Genomic DNA, 19,947 nt, shown 5'->3' with positions numbered 1-19,947 from the left:
GCGACTGCGGACAGCAGATCACGCCGGCCCCGCATTCATGTCGACGTAGCACGGGCGCTTGTCCCTTGAAGAAATCTCCGTTGATATCGCCAGGTTTGCGCGAATGCCATGATGGGGCGGGCAGTACATGCATGTCATAGCTCCTTGATGAATCTCGCAGGGACGCCGGCAATCACCTGGTTGTCCGGTATCGATCGCGTGACCACGGAATTGGCACCGACGATCACGTTGTTGCCCAGCGTGACGCCCTCCCGGATGTAGACGTTGTCGCCTATCCAGCAGTCATCGCCGATGACGATGTCACGCTCCAGGTGAATGATCGGACCCGACGCATTGTTGGTCGGCTTGTCCAGTGAATGCGTGATCGCCTTGATCGATACGTTGTAGCCGATGGCGCAACTGCGGCCGATGACGACCTTGGAATGCAGACCGCATGACAGGTGTGCCTGATTGAGGTAGCTCATTTCGCCGATCAGGAAATGCTGCTTGGGACCGATCAGCTTTGACCCGAGGCCGACCGTGGCACGCGGTGATATGCCGCTGTATTCCCGCAATCGACGGGCGTGGCTCCTGCGCTGCGCCCAATTGACGGAACCGCTTATCAACCTGGCAAGGAGATCGAGCATGCCGGAACCTGCTTCATGGATGCCGTGACGAGGTTTTCCACGATCAGTCTGGTCTGCGACTCCGTCAGGTACGGGTGCATGGGCAGACTAAGTACCTGCGTGGCCACCTCGTCACCCACCGGAAGGCGCGCGCCGGCATCCGCCACCGCCGGCTGTCTGTTGATCGGAATCGGGTAATGCACCACGGTGGGGATGCCCGCGTCCTTCAACCGCACCTGCAATGATTCGCGATCGTCCACGCAGATGGTGTATTGGGCATAGACGCTGGTGTTGTGCGGCTCGATATGAGGCGGCGTGGCAATGCCGGCTTGCGCGAGCAGCGCGTCGTAACGGGCCGCGACCTGCTGCCGCAGTTCGACTTCGTCTTCGAATATTTCCAGCTTGGCCAGCAGGATGGCCGCCTGCAGCGTATCCAGCCGGCTGTTCACGCCGACGCGGATGTGGTGATAGCGGCGGTCCTGGCCGTGGCGCGCGATCTGCCGCATCGCCAGGGCAAGCTGATCGTCGTTGGTGAATATCGCTCCACCGTCGCCATAGCAGCCCAGCGGCTTGCTCGGGAAGAAGCTGGTGCAGGCGACCGTACTCAGATTGCACGAACGACGACCTTTGTAGAGCGCGCCGAAACTTTGTGCGCCATCCTCGACCACGGGAATGCCATGCCTGCCTGCGATCGCGTTGATCGTGTCGAAGTCCGCGCATTGCCCGTAAAGCGAGACCGGGATGATCGCGCGGGTCCGCGGGGTGATCGCCGCCTCGAGTCCGGCCGGATCGAGGTTGTAGGTGCGCGGATCGATATCCACGTACACCGGCCTGGCGCCCAGCAACGCCACCGTCTCCGCAGTGGCGATGTAGGTAAAGCCAGGCATGATGACTTCATCGCCGATGCCGATGCCCAGCGCCATCTGCGCGATCTGCAGCGCATCCGTTCCGTTCGCGCAGCTGATGCAATGCCTGGCACCCGCGAAGGCGGCAAGCTTCTCTTCCAGTTCGGCCACCTCCGGACCCAGGATGTACCGGCCATGCGCCAGCACGCGGGCGATCCCCGCATCGAGGCGGTCCTTGATGCGGATCTGCTGGGTTCCAAGGTCGACGAAGTCCATCACTTTGCCAGCTCCTCCTTGTGCAACACATGGCCCCGCAATACGTAGCGCGCGGCGGTGTGTGTGCAGATGGCGTCGCCATGCCCCTCCAGCGGCAGGTCCAGCTGTTCGCCGAATTCGCTCATCCAACCGATTTGCCGGGCCGGTACGCCCACCATCAGGGCATAGGCCGGCACGTCCCGGTTGATGACCGCACCGGCACCCACGAAGGCGAACTCGCCGATGGTGATACCGCAGACGACGGTGCAGTTCGCGCCCAGCGTGGCGCCGCGCTTCACCACGGTGTCGCGGTACTCGTCCTTGCGCTCGATCAGCGAGCGGGGGTTGTAGACATTGGTGAACACCATGCTTGGACCGCAGAAGACACCTTCCTCCAGCGTCACGTTGTCGTACACCGACACGTTGTTCTGGATCTTGCAGCGGTCGCCGATGATCACCTTGTTGCCGACAAACACATTCTGGCCAAGCGAGACATCCTGGCCGATGCGGGCGCCGCCGCAGACATGCACGAAGTGCCATATGCGCGAGCCCGCGCCGATCCGGGCTCCCTCGTCGACGATGGCGGAAGGGTGCTGGTAGTGGTCCATGCTGTGCGCTCTTCAGGCTTGTCGTTTCAGGGGAGGGCGGGCGACGTCCACGGCGGGCACAATGCTGCCGGTGCGGATCGTGGCCACGGTTTCGATCGCGGTACGGTTTTCCTCCAGGCCGAAGCCGCGGCCTGCGAGGATTTCCTCGTAACTGCGGTTGTGCAGGTCGGCAAAGCCGCCGGAGAACTCGATCTCCTCGCCGTCCACCGTGATCGATCGATAAGTGCGCTGCCCGCTTTCGCGCAACAGGGTAGGCACGTCCTCGATGTCCACCGACAGGAACCAGCGCACACGGGCGTTTTCGTATTCCAGATAGCCGGCCGCTTTCGTGTCATTGCGCTGATGCACCAGGTTGGTCTGCAACTCGCCGAAGATGTAATGCAGCATGTCGAAGAAGTGCACGCCGATGTTGGTGGCAATACCGCCGGACTTCTTCGAATCACCTTTCCAGCTCTGCAGGTACCAGTGGCCACGCGAGGTGACATAGGCAAGCTCCACTTCGTGCTTGGTGCTGCGCTGCTCGCGTCGTACACGTTCGCGCAGGGCAATGATCGCCGGGTGCAGGCGCAGCTGCAGAATGGTATTGACGTGCTTGCCGGTCTCGCGCTCGATCTCCAGCAGACCGTCGATGTTCCATGGATTGAGCACCAGTGGTTTCTCGCAGATCGCATGAGCCCCGGAGCGCAGGGCGAAGCGCATGTGCGAGTCGTGCAGGTAGTTCGGTGAGCAGATGGAAACATAGTCGATCTGGCCGCCGTTGCCGGCGCGCCGGCGCAGGTCGACATGCCGGTCGAAGCGCTCGAACTCGGTGAAGAAATCGGCGTCGGGAAAGTGGCTGTCGATGACGCCGACCGAATCGTTCGGATCAAAGGCAGCCAGCAAGCGGTTTCCGGTGGCCTTGATGGCCTGCATGTGGCGCGGCGCGATGTAACCGGCGGCGCCGATGAGTGCGAAGTTCTTCGACATGATGGTCATGGAAACTGATCCTGGTCCTGCACGGGTCCCTGCCTGTTTTCATGCGATCGCGGCTGCCGCGTGCGCTGCGTGCGGCATGCTGCTCTCGGAATCGTTTCGTCGTTGCCTCGGGTTGCAGCCTTTCACCCGGTTGCGTTGCCGACGCCGTAATAGGCATAGGAGTAGTAGCCGCTGCTGCGTTTCTCCACGGCGTTGAAGATGGCGCCTCTGAGATGGATGTTGTTCTGCTCGAAGCGCTGTCTGGCCAGGGCGACTTCGCGCGCCTGGTTGAGGCCGAAGCGCACCACCAGCAGGGCGGTGCCGGCGTGATGGCCGATGATGGCGGCATCGGTCACCGCCAGGATGGGCGGGGTGTCGATGATGACCAGGTCGAACATCTTCTTCACGTGGTCGAGCAGCGTGGAGAAGCGGGCGTTCATCAGCAGCTCGGAGGGGTTCGGCGGCAGCTTGCCGCGACCGATGAAATACAGATTCTGCGACGTACCGATCGGGCGCGCCGTCGCCTCCAGGTCGGCCTGGCCCGAAATCAGTTCGGAAAGGCCGGCTTCGGCGTGACCGCCCACGATCCGGTGCAGCGAGCCCATGCGCATGTCGCCGTCGATCAGCAGTACCCGCTGGTTGCCCTGGGCAACCAGCGTGGCGAGATTGGCGGAGACAAACGTCTTGCCGACATCCGGGCTGGAGCCGGTGATCATGAGCACATTGTTTTTCGCCTCCAGGCGGGCGAAGTGCAGGCTGGTACGCAGGCTGCGCAAGGCCTCGGTGGCCATGTCCGCTGGTGAATCCATGACCAGCAGGCGTTGGCCACCGCTGCCGTAACTGCGGCCGCGCTTGTCGTGCAACGCCTGCTCCCGCAGGCTGACCGGGATGGAGGCGTACACGGGCAGGCCGAGGTTCTCGATGATGGCGGGGTCTTCGATGCCGCGATTGAGCGCCTGCCGTATGAAGACGCACAGCAGGGCCACGAAGCCGCCGAGGAACGCGCTGCCGAGCACCACGATGACCTTTTTCGGCCATATCGGCTGCGTGATGTCCACCGCCGAGTTGTCGATGATCCGTACATTGCCCACCGTACCCGCGCGGGCGATGTCCAGCTGCTGGGCCTGGTTGAGCAGGCCGGTGTAGGTGTCGTTGCTTACCTGCACGTCGCGGGTCAGCTTCAGCAGCTCCTGCTGGGTATTCGGCAGGTTGCCAACCTTCTTGTCGATCGCGCTCTTTTGCGCCTGCAGCTGGCCTATCTGCTGCATCAAGGCCTTGTAGGCCGGGTGCGCCGGCGTGTACTGGCGCTGCATGTCCGCCTGCTGCAGTTGCAACTGCTGGAGATTGGTCTGGATGGCCACTTCCTGATTCAGCAGGCTTTGGGTCTGCATGCTGATATCAACTGAACGTGCCTTGAGCTGGAAGGCGTTGAGCGCCGCGGTGGCCTTTTCCAGCTGGCTGCGCACCTTGGGTAGCTGCTCGCGGACGAACTGCAGGCTGTTCGCCGCCTCCGCGGAATTGCGGTCCACATCCTGGCGCACGTAGAGCTCGCCGACCTGTCCCAGCACATTCGCCGCCAGCACCGGATTGGTGTTGTCATAAGTCATGTCGAGGATGCCCGAATCCTTGCCTTCCTCGTTGACCTTGATGGCTTTGCGAAGCTGGTTGGTCACGGTGAGCCGGCGATGGCGGAAGACACGGAAGTGGGTGCCTTGATTGGCGGCCAGAGTCTCGACCTGGATGGTTACGCCCTGGCCACTGGCGGATTGTCCCGCCTTGCCGGCGACCAGAAGGTTGCCCTTCTCATCCTGCAGGACGTATTCCCCGTTCGTACCGGCAATCAGGGTCAGTGGCCTGTCCAGGAGTCTGTCGGGCACATCCAGCTGGAAGATGTCCAGCTTCGCACCGCCCCAGTCGTAGCCGTTCATTCCGAACCATGGCGCAGCCACCTTGCCGGGATCGTGCGAGGCAAAGAGGCGGGCGATGAAGTTGCCGAACAGGGGAAGGCGCTCGGGGCTGCTCTGGACCGTGAGCTTGAGCTTGTCGACCACGGCGCCGACCACCATGCGCGAAGTGATCAACGCGGACTGGGTGGTCGCTTCGGGATCCTCCGCTCCCAGTGTCTGGGTAAGCGCACTCAGGCCGGGCAGGTCCGGAACTTTCTGTTCCACCTGCGCCGTCGAAGTGGCCTGATAGATCGGTGTGGCCACTATTGCATAGATGATGCCGAGTACGACAAAAAATCCGGTGATGCGGGCGATAAGCCACTTGTGATCACGAAGCGTGCCCAGCAATTCGCCCAGATCGATTTCATTATCGCGTTGCACAGGATTTAGAGTGCCGGCCATAGGGTTACCATCTCATGACTTGAAGAATTCAATTACAGGTAGGGTTTCCAGCTGTCGACATCCCTCGCAATCATTTCGTAAACGTAATCAAATGCAGTTCGTTGCTGGCGATAGGGGTCCGGGATGTCATTCCCATCCAGCCATTTGTCGAGCAGATAGACCTTGCCGCGAATTTCGGGCACGAGTTGAATCATTGCCGCGACGTGACTCTTTTCCATGCCCAGAACCAGATCGGCTTCGCGCAGCATCAGGGGCGTCAGCTGACGGGCGCGGTGCATCGTCCCGTCGATACCGCTTTCGGCCAGCAACTGCAGGGAGGTCGCATCCATGGGCCTTCCGGCAGGCGCACAAAGTCCGGCGCTGCTGAATGCAACGTGGCGCGATCTCGTGCGCTGTCGAAACAGGTATTCGGCCGTAGGGCTGCGGCAGACATTACCCATGCAGACAATCAGTATCCGCTCAAACACAGCGCCGTCATACTCCCGATCCCGAGTCAGCGTCGATCCAAGGATGCTAGAAATGGCGGTCTTGGCCTCCTGTCACATTTCAGGAAAACTCACGTCGAGGTGAGTTTCGTGGCCCTGTTTCGAAATGCAAATTGCAGGCCTCGCAGAGAGGCTTGAACAGTGGACAACAAACAGGCTGCACGCCTGCTTAATTATTCCACTCCCGGCGTTATGCAAAGTGTTTGCGCATCTGGCGCAAGCCGGAGACGATCGGTCATTGCCTGACCGGATGAGGTATCGATCATTGCACGTCCGGATTGCCTGTCAGTGAACAGCAGCCAAATGATCCACCCATTGCCGCAAGTCATTCACCGATGGCGGATGGACGTCTGTAATGGTGTTGCGACACGAATGTGAAATTTCACGCCGGCTTGTCCTGATCACGGGGATCATCGAACAGATGTCATCTGGACTTGCGATGCTGTCATGCGTGCCGATCCGGAGCGCGCGTGCATCCTGGTGCATCGAGAACAGCCATGTGTGTCCCGGGAAGCCCGGTGACGCTGCGTCGGCTCACTCCACGGTCACGGACTTGGCGAGATTGCGCGGCTGATCCACGTCGGTGCCACGCAGCACGGCGACGTGGTAAGCGAGCAGTTGCAGCGGCACCGTGAACACCGCCGGCGCGATGAAGCTGCAGCCCGAGGCGACCCGGAGCATCGCGCCGTGTCCGGTCATGTCGTCCATGCCGGTGCCGCCGTCGGCGAACACGATCAGGCGCCCGCCGCGGGCGCGCACTTCCTGCAGGTTGGACTTGAGCTTGTCCAGCAGCGGACCGCTGGGTGCCACCGCCACTACCGGCATGTCCTCGTCGACAAGTGCCAGCGGCCCATGCTTGAGTTCGCCGGCCGGATACGCCTCGGCGTGGATGTAGGAAATTTCCTTGAGCTTGAGCGAGCCTTCCAGCGCCACCGGGTAATGCGCACCGCGCCCCAGGAACAGGGCATGCTCATGGCGGACGAACCCGGCCGCCAGGTCGATGATCGCCGGTTCCAGCTTCAATGCATCCCTGATGGCGAGTGGCATGCGCCGCAGCTCGGCGCACAGCATGTCGAGGCGCTCCGGATCGAGCCCATGGCGGTTGGCCAGTTCGAGCGCCAGCAGCGCCAGGCCGGCGAGCTGGGTGGTGAATGCCTTGGTCGAGGCCACCCCGATTTCCGGACCGGCGCGCGTCATCAGCTTCAGGTCGGCTTCGCGTACCAGCGATGACTCGGGCACGTTGCAGATCGCCAGCGTGCCGAGATAGCCGCGGCGGCGCGATTCGCGCAGCGCGGCGAGCGTATCGGCGGTTTCGCCGGACTGCGAAATGGCCACCAGCAGCGTGTCGGCAGGCACCACCACTTCGCGATAGCGGTACTCGCTGGCCACTTCGACGCTGACCGGCAGGCGCGCGTATTCCTCGATCCAGTATTTCGCGACCAGGCCGGCGTGGTAGCTGGTACCGCAGGCGATGACGTGCAGGCCGCGCGTGCGCCGCAGCAGCGTGTCGCTGTCGCTGCCGAAGATGTTCGGCAACACGCCACGTGGCCCAACGCGTGCCTCCAGCGTGTTGGTCACTGCGCTCGGTTGATCGAAGATTTCCTTCTGCATGTAGTGGCGGTATTCGCCACGCTCGACCTCGTCGGTGGAAAGTTCACTTTCGTGCACGGTGCGCTCGACCGGACGGCCGTCAAGGTCGCAGACCTGCACGTGGTCGCGGGTTATCTCGACCACGTCGCCTTCGTCGAGGTAGAGCATCCGGTTGGTGACCTGGATCAACGCCTGTGCATCGGAGCCGAGGAAGTTCTCGCCGATGCCCACGCCGACCAGCAACGGCGCGCCGCACCGCGCACCAACCACGCGGCCGGGTTCGTCGCGACTGATCACCGCGATGGCGTAGGCTCCTTCCAGTTCCCGCACGGTGGTCAATACCGCCTCGCGCAGCGTCATGCCCTGGCCGATGCGCCCGTCGATCAGCGCCGCCATCACTTCGGTGTCGGTGTCGGACTGGAACGTGTGGCCGCGCGCCTTCATCGAATTGCGCAGGCTGACGTGGTTCTCGATGATGCCGTTGTGCACGATGGCGACGCGGCCGGCGACATGTGGATGCGCATTCGCTTCGTTCGGAGCGCCATGTGTGGCCCAACGGGTATGCGCGATACCGGTGCCGCCCGAAAACGGGTCGGCCAGGTAGCGTGCCTCCATCTCGCGCACCTTGCCCTTGGCGCGCACGCGCTTGATCGATCCATGATCGAGCACGGCCACGCCGGAAGAATCATAGCCGCGGTACTCCAATGCCTTGAGACCAACGATCAGCAGCGGAGCGACATCCCGCTGGGCAACGACAGCAACGATTCCGCACATGGCAAAGTTTCCCGATGCCGGGCATGGGCCGTGAATCTCGCCGCGGGCGATCAGCCCGACGGGGCCGTACCGTTGCCAGCCTTCATGCGTGAATCAACGATGGGCGCCTGCGAGGCAGGCAATCACGCCGTGAAGCTGCCCGCCCTCTGTCACGACAGTCACGCTCCGTGTCCGGGCGCCGGCAATCAGGTAAGTCGTACAGCTCCATCCGTGTAGGGATGGTGAGCTGCAACCCGCCTGGGTCGGCCGCCACGGCCTTGCCGTGTTGACGCAGGGAGAAGGGTGCATGCACACGACGACGATGGCGAACGGCCCGGGCGCACGATAGCCAGGGCCGGATGCGGCTTGCCGGTGTTCGATGAAGCCCGACAACGCGGCATCGATCACGCCGCATGTTGCCATTCGGGCACTTGGTGGGTAGTGGGCGACGATTCAGGTTTCTGACGAATAACCGCTGGCTGAACCGGCCGGCCAATCCCCGGCACCGTCGTCGTGGATGCGAAGCTGGATACATTCCGTCGGTGCGTGGCGGTGTGTGGCCGCTGCTTCTCCGATGGCGTGCAATCGATCCGGCAGACCGACTGCACTTCATGGCTCATGCCATCAGTTCGCCTGCAGCAGCGTCCACTGCTGATTGGCGGTGCCATGGCAGGGGTACTGGATGAGCTTGGTGCGTTCCAGGGTGGAGGAGTCGGGCACATCGAGGCACTGGCCGCTGTTCCGGTTGACCAGTTCGTAGCCGCTGCCTTGAGGTTGGAGCTGCCACTCCTGTCCGGCACCACTCGCGCAAGTCGCCTGGACCACGGCTGCACGGGCGGATGTCGAGGCATTCTCGGCAGCCATGCACAGTCCACTCAGCGCGTTCTTGATGGTCCGTGAGCCGTCGGTATTCGGCACAAGCGTCCATTTCTGGTTGTTGTGCCCGGTTTCCGGAAACTGGATCAGTCGCGTATTGCTGGTGGTCGAGCTTTCCGTATCGTCGATGACCAGGCCCGAGTTGATGTTCTTGATCCAGTACGCCACGCCAATGGGCGCATTGACGGTGAGGTTGACGGAGCTGTTGTGGCTGAGCGAGCCGGCATTGCCGGTGACGACAACCGTCGCGCTGCCGATGCTGGCCGTGGGCGACGCGGACAGCGTCAGCACGGAGGTGGCGCTTCCGTTGTTCGCGGGCGTCAGCGAGATGGGCGAAAGCGTCGCTGTCACGCCGCCCGGAAGACCGGAGACGGACAGCTTGACCGGCGAACTGAAGCCGTTGAGGCTGGAGACGGTGACTGTGTCGCTGGCTTGCGCTCCCTGGCTGACGCCGACCGATGTCGGTGATGTGGCCATGCCGAAGTCGAGCACGGCCGAGTTCCAGACATCGGTGATCGGCGTGGCGGTGGAAGCATCGCCGAGTGCGGCCAGGCCATACATGTCTTCCAGCGTTCGCAGCACGCTGTAGTGATTGATCTTCTCTCCATAGCTGCCCGGCTTGATGTTCGCGCCGGCGAACAGCGTGATGATCCGGTTGGCCAGGCTGAGGTCGTCGTCTTCGTCCCAGGTCAGGATCAGCAGGCTGTTGTGGGTCCTGGCCCAGTCGATGTAACTGCTGAGGTGTGCGCTCATCCAGCTGTCGCCGGTCGATACGGGGCAATCGTGCATGTCGTCGCACAGGTTGGGAATCACGAACGACAATGTCGGCAACTGGGTGAAGTCGCCCGGGAACGAGGTGAAGGGCAGGTTCGTCGATGGCGGAACGTTGCTGAAGTTCACCCACGGGTCGTGCCGGCGGGCATATCCGGACGACCCGTATGCGCAGCCGGTGTACCCGATCGACGGCATGGTCTCCGAGTAGCTGGCAAAGCTGTAGCCGGCGGCAATCAGCTGGTGGCCAAGGTTGTCCGTGTTGAAAGTATGCGGGCAGCTGTCATCCGTGATGCCCTGGGTGGATCCGGAAAACAAGGCCAGGTAATTCGGCTGGCTCGGATGGGTCTCCGCGTAGGACTGGGTGAAGTACACGCCGCTGGAAAGGAGCGAATTGATATACGGCGCATCGGCGGTGTCGCCCACGATGCTGTTGATGCTGGCGTTTTCCATGACGACGACCACGACGTGGTCGTAACGGGGAATCACGCCGCTGGTTGCTGCCGCAGCAGACTGGGAACGAAACTGCCCCGTGTCGCCCGGAGCATTGCTCAGGGCCTGCATCGCTGTCGCGCCCTGCTGGGCGGTGGGACTTGCCCCGGACGCAAAGGTAATGCCGCAGGCGCCGGCGGAAGCGGCGACGAGCAACGTGCAGAGCAGGGACTTTGTCAGGCGGCATGCTTTCATGGCTACGACCTCCCCATGACTGGACGGATCGGGAACGCACCGGCCTGCATGCCGAAAGCACGCACTGATCCACCCTGGTTCAACTCGCAAGCGGCAGCGATGTGCCTGAAGGTTCGAGCAGTGTCATGTCGCGCGGAGAGCCTGATCTCGCGGCTCATGGCGCATCGGACACTCGGGTGGCATGCATGCGCCGGGCGCACCTTGGAGCGATGCCCGGACTGGACAATCGCCTTGCCGGAGTATGGTGCCATCGGGCACCCGGGCAGGGAGTGGATGCATCAAAGTGTGATGCAATCCGGATAACCCGGAGATGGGCTCGCTCTCGCCGCAGTGAAGTGCGGCGTGCGGCACGCGGTGGGCGGAGCAGGGGATGGCCCGCGTCAGCGCGCTCACGCGCCTGTTGCACCAGGCGCGTCAACTCATACCTGCAGGCGGTCGTCCTTGCGCGCGACGAGACTGTACAGCGCAGGCATCAGGAAGATGCTGATCGCCAGTCGCGTGAACAGGCCGCTGACGATCACCAGCGCAAACGGCTTCTGCGTATCGGTGCCGACGCCGACCGCGACGGCAGCCGGCAGCAGGCCCAGCGCGGCCACGAGCGCGGTCATCATGATCGGGCGCAGGCGCAGGATCGCACCCTCGCGGATGGCCTCGTCGATCGGCGTGCCGCTCAACCGCAACTCGTTGACATAGGAGATGTAGACCACGGCGGTCTGCACCGACACGCCGAACAGCGCCAGGAAGCCGATGCCGGATGAAACGGAAAACGGCGTGTGCGTGAGCCAGAGCGTGACGATGCCGCCGACCGGCGCCGACAGCAGCACACCGAGCACGGTGATCAGCGGGAACTTGAAGTTGCCGTACAGCGCGAACAGCAGCAGGAAGATGACGGCCAGCGTGAGCGGCAGCACGATGTTGAGCTGCCGGTGCGAGGCCGTGTATTCCTTGTATTCGCCGCCCCAGTCGAGATGATAGCCCTGTGGCAGTTTCACCTGCTTCGTGACTTGCGCCATCGCGTCTTCCACTGCACCGGCGAGGTCGCGGCCCTGCACCGAGAACTGCACGCCGATGTAGCGCGAATCGTTTTCGCGGTAAATGAAGGACGCGCCGTTCTCGACCGTGATGCTGGCGAATTCCTTCAACGGGATTTCCTGGCCGCCCGGCGTGGCGACCGGGATGTCGCCGATCTGCTGCGGGTTGTTGCGGTACTGTGGCAACAGGCGCACCACCAGGTCGAACTGCTTCTCGCCCTGTACCACCTCGGTCGCGACGTCGCCGCCGACCGCGGCATTGATCAGGTTGTTGATGTCGTCGACGTTGATGCCGTAGCGCGCGGTCTTGGCGCGGTCGATCTTGATCGCGAGGTTGGGCTGGCCCAGCTCGTGCACCAGCGTCACGTCGGTGATGCCGCGCACCTTCTCCATCGCCGCCTTGATCTGTTTGCCTTTCTCCTGCAGCGTGCGCAGGTCCGACCCGTACACCTTCACCGCCAGCGCGCTCTTCAGGCCCGTCTCGGCCTCGTCCACCGCATCCTCGGCGGGCTGGGTGTAGTTGAACTGGATGCCGGGGAATTTCTGCAGCTTCGCGTCGATCGCGGCGATCAGTGCCTGTTTGTCACGATAGGCGCCATGCCATTCCGAGTACGGCTTCAGGCCCACGAAGAACTCGTCGTTGAAGAAGCCGGTGGAATCAGTGCCGTCGTCGGGACGCGCCAGCTCCGAGGCCACCGTGGTGACGACCGGGAACGAACGCAGGACCTCGCGGATCTGGGGGGAAATTTTCGCGGCCTCGTCGAACGAGATCGTGTAGGGCATCGTCGCGCGTACCCACAAGGCGCCTTCATCCAGTTGCGGCATGAATTCCGCACCCATGAAAGGCACCAGCAGCAGCGACAGGCCGAGCAGCACGGCCGTGGCAATCGTGATCCGCCACGGATGCGCCAGGCACGCATCCAGCCATCTCGCATAGCGCGTCTTGATGGCCTCGAAGATCGCGTTGCGGCGCTCGCGCACGCCCTTGCGCATGAACCACGCGCACAGCACCGGCAACAGGGTCAGCGTGACGATCAGCGAGCCGACGATCGCGAAGATCATGGTGTCGGCCATCGGCTTGAACAGCGTCCCGGATGGCCCGCTCAGCACGTAGATCGGCAGGAAGCCGGCCACGATGACCCCCACCGCGTAGAACAGCGGGCGATCGACCTCGGCCGCCGCGTCGCGGATGACGGCGATGATGTCCAGCGGTCCGTCCTGGCGAAGGGCGAGTTGGCGATAGATGTTCTCCACCATCACCACCGCCGCATCCACCAGGATGCCGAAGTCCACCGCGCCGATCGAGAGCAGGTTCGCCGAGGCGCCCTGCAGGTGCAGCCCGCAGAACGCGAACATCAGTGCCAGCGGAATGGTGACCGCGACGATCAGGCCGGCGCGCAGGTCGTACAGGAAGAACACCAGCACCGCGATCACCAGCAGCATCCCGACCAGCAGGTTGTGCCGCACCACTTCCTTGGTCTGCTGGATCAGGTCGGTGAGGTCGTAGAACGGGTGGATCTTGACGTCTTTCGGCAGGACCTCGTCATTGAGCTCCCTGGTCTTGGCCTCGACGCGCTGCAGCACGTTCTGCGTCTTCGAGCCGGTCAGCGTCAGGATCACGCCCTCGACCGCATCGTCCTGGTCCATGTAGCCGAACTCGCCCAGGCGTGGCGCGATGCCGATCTTCACCGTGCCGACATCCTTCACCAGGATCGGCGTGCCGTTGTGCACCGCCAGCACCACGTTGCCGATGTCCTGCAAGGTCACCAGCCGGCCCAGCCCGCGCACGTAGAAGAACTGGCCGCCCTGCTGATAGAAGCCGCCGCCGGCGTTGCTGTTGTTCGCACCCAGCGAGGCCTCGATCTGCGTCACGCTCAGGCCGAGCGCCGCAATCTTCACCGGATCGAGCAGCACCTGGTACTGCATGTTGCCGCCGCCGAACGCGGAATCGTCGGCGACGCCCGGCACCGACCGGTATTGCGGCGCGATCACCCAGTCCTCCAGCGTCTTCAGCTCCATCGGCGAACGGTCGGAACTCTGCAGCACGTAGCGGTAGACCAGGCCGGACGGTGGTGACATCGGCGAGAGCGAGGGTGCGACGCCGCTGGGCAGCGTGATGCCGGGCAGGCGGTTGTACACCTGCTGCTGCGCGAAATAATCGTCGACGCCGTTGGCGTAGGTCAGGGTGACGTCCGACAGCCCGTACAGCGAGATCGAACGCTTGGTCACCAGGCCCGGGATCGCGTTCATCCCGAGCTCCACGGGTATCGTGATCAGGCGCTCGACTTCCTCCGCCGAGTGGCCGGGCCACTGGGTGATGATTTCCGCCATCGGTGGCGACAGATCGGGGTACGCATCCATCGGCAGCGAGTTGTAGGCCCAGATGCCGGCGACCGTGAGCGCGCACGACAGCAGCACGACGAGCAGCCGCTGCTCCAGCGCGAACGCCACGATGCGGTTGATGATGGAGGCCGGACGCGCTCCGGGCGGCGGAGTCAGCTCGCTCATTGGGTCTGGATGAATCGCACGAAGATGCCGCCCTCGGTCACCACCTTGTCGCCGGCCTGCAGGCCGCTGGCGATCAGGTAGCGGTCGCCTGTGCGCACACCCAGTGTCACCGGGCGTTGCGCGTAGCTGCCGTCCGCTTCCTGCACATACACGAAGGGCAGGTTTTCGTCGTCACGCAGGACCGCCGCCACCGGCACCAGCAGGCCCCGTTCCGATTTGGCGGAGCTGATCCGCACGCGCACATACATCTGCTTCTTCAGCAGGTCGCCGGAGTTGTCCACCACCACGCGCGCGGTCACCGAACGGGTATCGGGGTCGACTTCTGGCGACACGTTGGTCACTTTGCCGGGCAGGGTCTTCGTGCCAGCGCCGGTTTCCACCACGGCGCTGTCGCCGATCTGCACCGTGGCAAGGTCGCTGTCGAATACCTGGGCCAGCACCCACACCTGCGACAGGTCGGCTACGGTGAAGCAGGCCGTGCTGCCGGCCTGCAGCAGCTGGCCGGGCGTGATCGAACGCTGCACCACGGTGCCGGCGACCGGTGCGCGGATCACGCCTTGCACGTTCGCCACCGGGCGGCCTTGCTCGATGGCCTTCACCACCTGCGGATCGACGGGCAGGGACAGCAGCGCCTGCCGTGCCGCGTTGCTGTCGGATGCGGCGCCGATCGCGTCGGACTGCGCCTGCGCATTCTCGCGCTGCGAGATCGCGTGGTGGGCGTACAGGTCCTTGTCGTTGGCGGCCACCTGGGCTGCCGCGCGCGCAGCGGCCAGTGCCTTGCGATAGCCGTCGACGGCGGCAGCGAAGTCGGGCGAAACCACGGTCGCCAGTGGCTGCCCCTGCTTCACGGATTCGCCCAGGCTGACCAGTACCTTCGTCACCGGGCCGGAGAATGGCGCCAGCACCGCGGTGGAACGGTTCTGGTCGTAGTCCACCACGCCGGTGGTGTCGGTCACGGTCTGATAGGACGAGGGTTCGACCGTGTAGAGCTGGATGCTCTGTTGCTGCGCCTGGGTCAGGGTCACATTGTGCGGCGTCGTGGCTGCGGATTCCGGCGCGCCCGTATCGGACGAGCAGGCGCCAAGCGCGACGGTCGCGAGCAGGACCGCGAGCGCGGCGCCATGGCGCATGGAGGCGGGGAAGGGCGGTGCAGGCTTGTTCATCGTCACTGCTTGCTCAAATCGGAGTGGTGCCACCAGCCGCCACCCAGCGCCTGGTACAGCGCGGCCGTGTCGGCGAATCGGTTGGCCTGGGCTTGCACGAGGGCGATTTTTGCCTGCTGCCAGGACTGTTCGGCGTTCAACAGCTGCAGGTTGCCGGCATAGCCGTCCTTGAGCTGGCGCAGCGCAAGATCGAGCGTCAGCCTGGCGGCCCGCTCGGTTTTCGCCGTGGCTTGCAGCGCCTTCGCGTCCTGGTCCAGAGCGGCCAGCGTGTCGGCCACGTTCTGGAACGCGGCGAGCACGGTGCTGCGGTACTGCTCGGAAGCTTCGACATACGCCGCCTTCGCCGCGCGCTGCTGATGCAGCAGCGTGCCGCCCTCGAAGATCGGCGCGGTGATGCCTGCCGCCACGTCCCAGAAGCCGGTGCCGCCGGTGAACAGCCTGGAGAATTCGAGCGCCGTGCTGCCGGTGTCGGCCGTCAGCGTGATGTTCGGCAGTCGTGCCGCGGTGGCGACGCCGATCTCGGCGCTGGCGGCGTGCAGGTCGGCTTGCGCCTGGCGCACATCCGGCCGCTGCGCTACCAGGGCCGAGGGCAGGGAGAGCGGCAGGGACTCGGGCAGGTGCAGGTTGTCCAGCGTGATCTGGTCTCCTGTTGCCTGCGACGGGAAACGGCCCGCCAGCACCGCCAGCTGGTCGCGCTGCTGCACCAGTTGCTTCTCCAGCGGCGGCAGCGTGGCCTGGGTTTGCGCCAGTTGCGACTCCTGGGCGGCTAGGTCGACCCGGCTCGCATAGCCCTTGTCGTACTGGTAGTGCAGGATGTCGAGCATTTTCGTGTTCGCGTCGACCAGTTGTCGCGTGGTGTCGACCTGGGCCTGCAGCGACGCCAGCTGGATCGCTGCCACCGCCACGTTCGAGGCCAGCGTGTTCCAGGTCGCGATCATCTGGAAGCGCGCGGCCTGCTCCTGCGCCTTGAGCGACTCGACCGAGCGCCGGTTCGCACCGAACACATCGGGCGTATAGGAAATCGAGAGCTGCGGCGTGTACAGGTTGTACAGGAAGGCGTTGGAATTGGGCACCGGCGCCAGCGAACCGGCCTGGCGCTGGCGGCTGGCCGACAGGTCCGCCGATACGCTGGGCAGGAACGCGCCGCGCTGGGCCAGCATGTTCTCGTGCGCCACGCGCAAGGCGGCCTGCGCGGCCTTCAGGTCATGGTTGTGCGCCAGCGCCTGCTTGATCAGGGCATCGAGCGATTCGGAATGGAACAGCGTCCACCAGTCGCCGGGAATATCCGCGCCCGGCTCGAAATGCTGGGCAGAGCCGCCGGCCACATCCGGTGTGGCCGCTGTCGTCGAAACCGGATGGGGCGTGTAACCATTGACGGCGGGCGGCGCAGGCGCCTTGAAGTCCGGACCGACTGCGCAGGCTGCCAGCAGCAACGATGCAGCCACCGGCATGACAAGCCGCAAGGACACTCGGGCGAACGACAAGGCAATCATGGTGGACCCGCACACTCCTCATGCATCGTTCTGACAAGTAACACGACAGTTCGAACCTGGTGTCTTCGATCATGGTCGACTCTGGGCGACAGGCCGGCTCCAGCAAACATATCGATGAGCACAAGTCGCTGAAGATATTCCCTGAGGAAAGGAGCGGCAACGGTGAAATTTTTTGCGCCACATGACGAGCACAGGCAGGGAGCCTGGAGGCAGGACGGCAGCGGAGTCGGTTTCCTGCTCGCGGGCATCCTTTATTGCGCATAATGTATATTATGTAAAATTCAAGAAGCTGGCCTGGAGTGTCGGTCTGCAGGTCCAACAGATAAATGCATTCCCCAGGGGTTAATTGCGCTGGATCCAGCGCTTTAGTGCAGCCAAACCCTCGGTTCTCTGCACTATCGGGGTTCACCGGACATTGTGGTCAGCAAGCTGCTGACTCACTTTGTTGGTTTCTTAGCCTTGGCAGCCTTCGACGATCCAACCGACCGGGACGTGCGCTTCGCTCTCGTGCGGGCGCTGGCTTTGGCGAGCGAGGTTTCAAGCGCGGCAGCTTTTCCTGACACCCGCGCTGGTTTCGTACCCCCGATAACACGGGCCAATCGCAAGACAAACCCGACTGCAAACTCTTCAGCAGGTTCCCAGGCAGTGACCCCACCGTGCGTTCAATCGCACGCACAAGCTTGCCTGAGGCGACACGGCCCCCATCTCGAAAGCTTCGCGCCCCGCCACACGCTTCACGACACCTCCCCTGTGCCGCCTCACGCAGCCCCTGCCGCTCCACCGAAAGAACTCGCCCGAAGTTTTCTGGGCGTGTTCCGGTACAGCGGGCGTGCGCTGGAACTGGTCTGGAGCACCAGCCGCACGCTGACCATCGCGCTGGCCCTGCTCACTCTTATTGCCGGCCTGCTACCGGCTGGCATTGCCTACGTTGGCGCGCACATCGTTGACGCCGTGCTCGGTGCCAGCAAGTTGTGGGCAGCGCACGGGACAGCCCCACTGCGATCGGTATTCGAATGGGTGGTGCTGGAGGGCGTGCTAGTGGCGGCGATGGCCGGTGCGCAACGCGGCCTGTCGTTGTGCCAGTCGCTGCTGCGTGCGCAACTGGGCCAACGCGTCAATGTGTTGATCCTGGAAAAGGCGCTGACGCTCGAACTGGCGCACTTCGAGGATTCGGAGTTCTACGACAAGCTCACCCGCGCGCGACGCGAGGCGTCGAGTCGGCCGCTGTCACTAATCACCCGAACATTCGGCCTGGGCCAGAACGCGATCTCACTGCTTAGCTACGGCAGCCTGCTGTTTCAGTTCTCGCCGTGGGCGGTAGCGGTGTTGCTGCTGGCCGGCTTGCCGTCATTCTTCGCCGAGACGAAATTCTCCGGTGATGCGTTCCGGCTGTTCCGCTGGCGCTCTCCGGAAACACGCATGCAGCTGTATCTGGAAACCGTGCTGGCCCGCGAGGACCACGCCAAGGAAGTGAAGCTGTTTGGCCTTGGCCCCTTGTTCCTGCAGCGTTATCGCGACATCTTCCACATGTTGTATCGCGCCGATCGCGATCTGGCCGTGCGTCGCGACAGTTGGGGCTTCGGCCTGGGCCTGCTCGGCACGTTGGCGCTATACGGCGCCTATGCATGGATCGCCGCCAGCACCGTGATGGCGCGCATCACCCTGGGCCAGATGACGATGTATCTGTCGCTGTTCCGTCAGGGCCAGTCGGCGGTATCCGCGATGCTGTCGGCGATCGGCGGCATGTACGAAGACAACCTCTATCTGTCCACGCTGTACGAGTATCTGGAAACGCCCGTGCCCGCAGCCACCGGCACCGTGCGGCATGGCGCCACACCCGAGGACGGCATCCGCTTCGAGCGGGTCAGTTTCACCTACCCCGGCGCCGGCGAACCGGCACTGCGCGACATCGACCTGCATATCCGTCCCGGCGAATCATTGGCCCTGGTAGGCCAGAACGGTTCGGGCAAGACCACCCTGATCAAGCTGCTCACGCGCCTGTACTCGCCTGACAGTGGCCGCATCCTGCTCGATGGCACCGATCTGCGCGAGTGGGATGAATCCGTCCTGCTGCAGCGTATCGGGGTGATCTTCCAAGATTTCGCCCGCTATCAGATGCGCGTGGGTGAGAACGTCGGTGCCGGCGATGTCACCCATTTCAATGACGAAGCGCGCTGGCGCGAAGCCAGCGACAAGGGCATGGCCAGCGACTTCATCGACAACCTGCCGGCAGGCTTCGAGACGCCACTGGGCAAATGGTTCAACGACGGGCGCGAGCTGTCCGGCGGGCAATGGCAGAAGATTGCCCTGGCCCGCGCCTTCATGCGCTCACGCGCCGACATCCTGGTGCTGGATGAACCCACCGCCGCGATGGACGCGCAGGCTGAGGCCACCATATTCGAACACTTCCGCGAGCTCTCCGGCGGCCGCATCGCCATCCTCATATCGCACCGCTTCTCCACCGTGCGCATGGCCGACCAGATCATCGTGATCCAGGACGGCCGCATCATCGAGCGCGGCAATCATGGGCAGTTGATGGCCGAGGACGGCCACTACGCACATCTGTTCTCGTTGCAGGCGCAGGGATATCGGTGAGCTGTCACTTGGTAAGCCACTGCAATCCGTAACGACCGGCAGCTTGGCAGGCAAACCTCGAAAACCTCCCACGCTGTCATTCCCGCGCAGGCAGTAACTCCGGACTCTAAACCGACGCGCTACTCAAAGCGGGGGACGTCGACGGGGTAGTACCAAACCGGGGCGATCGCGGATAGTCCTGGCAGCTTGGGTTCCACCGCGTTTCTAAGGTTCAGAAGGCGACCGATCGAGCGTACCCACCTTCGAAGTCCGCCTCGCCCTACCCGCGATAACACGGGCTAATCGTCAGCCATCGCCATATTGTGAGATTCTAGGTCAACGAGGCGGCTTCCTAAGCAATTGGGTAACTGGTTCATGATTTGGCACAGGTTGCCGACCTA

12 protein-coding genes are annotated in these 19,947 nt (G+C 63.6%); 1 reads left to right on the top strand and 11 read right to left on the bottom strand.

From position 1 onward, the window contains the following. Nucleotides 1-134 precede the first annotated feature (134 nt). The 11 genes from ABQJ54_RS01590 to ABQJ54_RS01540 form a co-directional block, all read right to left on the bottom strand. Nucleotides 135-626 carry an acyltransferase gene (locus ABQJ54_RS01590; protein ID WP_367852531.1) on the bottom strand — a complete coding sequence of 164 codons (492 nt, stop codon included), beginning with the start codon at nt 624-626 and terminating at the stop codon, nt 135-137. Next, complete coding sequence (locus tag ABQJ54_RS01585; protein WP_367853545.1) at nt 602-1,726, bottom strand: DegT/DnrJ/EryC1/StrS family aminotransferase; 1,125 nt, start codon at nt 1,724-1,726, stop codon at nt 602-604. Before ABQJ54_RS01585 ends, ABQJ54_RS01590 begins: the two co-directional genes overlap by 25 nt. Continuing rightward, on the bottom strand, nt 1,726-2,313 hold the full coding sequence (locus ABQJ54_RS01580) for an acyltransferase (protein ID WP_367852530.1): 588 nt from the start codon (nt 2,311-2,313) through the stop codon (nt 1,726-1,728). Before ABQJ54_RS01580 ends, ABQJ54_RS01585 begins: the two co-directional genes overlap by 1 nt. Before the next feature lie 12 nt (nt 2,314-2,325). Then, nucleotides 2,326-3,288, bottom strand: coding sequence for a Gfo/Idh/MocA family protein (locus tag ABQJ54_RS01575; protein ID WP_367852529.1), 963 nt, complete (start codon nt 3,286-3,288; stop codon nt 2,326-2,328). A 122-nt stretch (nt 3,289-3,410) separates the two neighbouring features. After that, on the bottom strand, nt 3,411-5,615 hold the full coding sequence (locus ABQJ54_RS01570; protein ID WP_367852528.1) for a polysaccharide biosynthesis tyrosine autokinase: 2,205 nt from the start codon (nt 5,613-5,615) through the stop codon (nt 3,411-3,413). A 32-nt stretch (nt 5,616-5,647) separates the two neighbouring features. Further along, on the bottom strand, nt 5,648-6,082 hold the full coding sequence (locus tag ABQJ54_RS01565; protein WP_367852527.1) for a low molecular weight protein-tyrosine-phosphatase: 435 nt from the start codon (nt 6,080-6,082) through the stop codon (nt 5,648-5,650). 552 nt (nt 6,083-6,634) lie between these two features. Further along, the gene (glmS, locus tag ABQJ54_RS01560) at nt 6,635-8,464 is read right to left on the bottom strand and encodes a glutamine--fructose-6-phosphate transaminase (isomerizing) (protein WP_367852526.1); all 1,830 of its coding nucleotides are present in this window, start codon (nt 8,462-8,464) and stop codon (nt 6,635-6,637) included. 603 nt (nt 8,465-9,067) lie between these two features. After that, nucleotides 9,068-10,777 carry an RICIN domain-containing protein gene (locus tag ABQJ54_RS01555; protein ID WP_367852525.1) on the bottom strand — a complete coding sequence of 570 codons (1,710 nt, stop codon included), beginning with the start codon at nt 10,775-10,777 and terminating at the stop codon, nt 9,068-9,070. A 419-nt stretch (nt 10,778-11,196) separates the two neighbouring features. Further along, on the bottom strand, nt 11,197-14,316 hold the full coding sequence (locus tag ABQJ54_RS01550; protein WP_367852524.1) for an efflux RND transporter permease subunit: 3,120 nt from the start codon (nt 14,314-14,316) through the stop codon (nt 11,197-11,199). After that, on the bottom strand, nt 14,313-15,479 hold the full coding sequence (locus ABQJ54_RS01545; protein WP_367852523.1) for an efflux RND transporter periplasmic adaptor subunit: 1,167 nt from the start codon (nt 15,477-15,479) through the stop codon (nt 14,313-14,315). Before ABQJ54_RS01545 ends, ABQJ54_RS01550 begins: the two co-directional genes overlap by 4 nt. A 2-nt stretch (nt 15,480-15,481) precedes the next feature. Beyond that, complete coding sequence (locus ABQJ54_RS01540; protein ID WP_367852522.1) at nt 15,482-16,930, bottom strand: efflux transporter outer membrane subunit; 1,449 nt, start codon at nt 16,928-16,930, stop codon at nt 15,482-15,484. A gap of 459 nt (nt 16,931-17,389) precedes the next feature. On the opposite strand from ABQJ54_RS01540, the gene ABQJ54_RS01535 reads away from it, so the two are divergent. Beyond that, nucleotides 17,390-19,567, top strand: a complete 2,178-nt coding sequence (locus tag ABQJ54_RS01535) for an ABC transporter ATP-binding protein (RefSeq protein ID WP_367852521.1) — start codon at nt 17,390-17,392, stop codon at nt 19,565-19,567. The last annotated feature ends 380 nt before the right edge of the window (nt 19,568-19,947 follow it).

This window comes from Rhodanobacter lycopersici, assembly GCF_040812335.1.
Classification (GTDB): Bacteria; Pseudomonadota; Gammaproteobacteria; order Xanthomonadales; family Rhodanobacteraceae; genus Rhodanobacter_A; species Rhodanobacter_A lycopersici.
The sequence above is the reverse complement of the archived record's forward strand: the minus strand, read 5'-3'. Positions and strand labels throughout refer to the sequence as shown.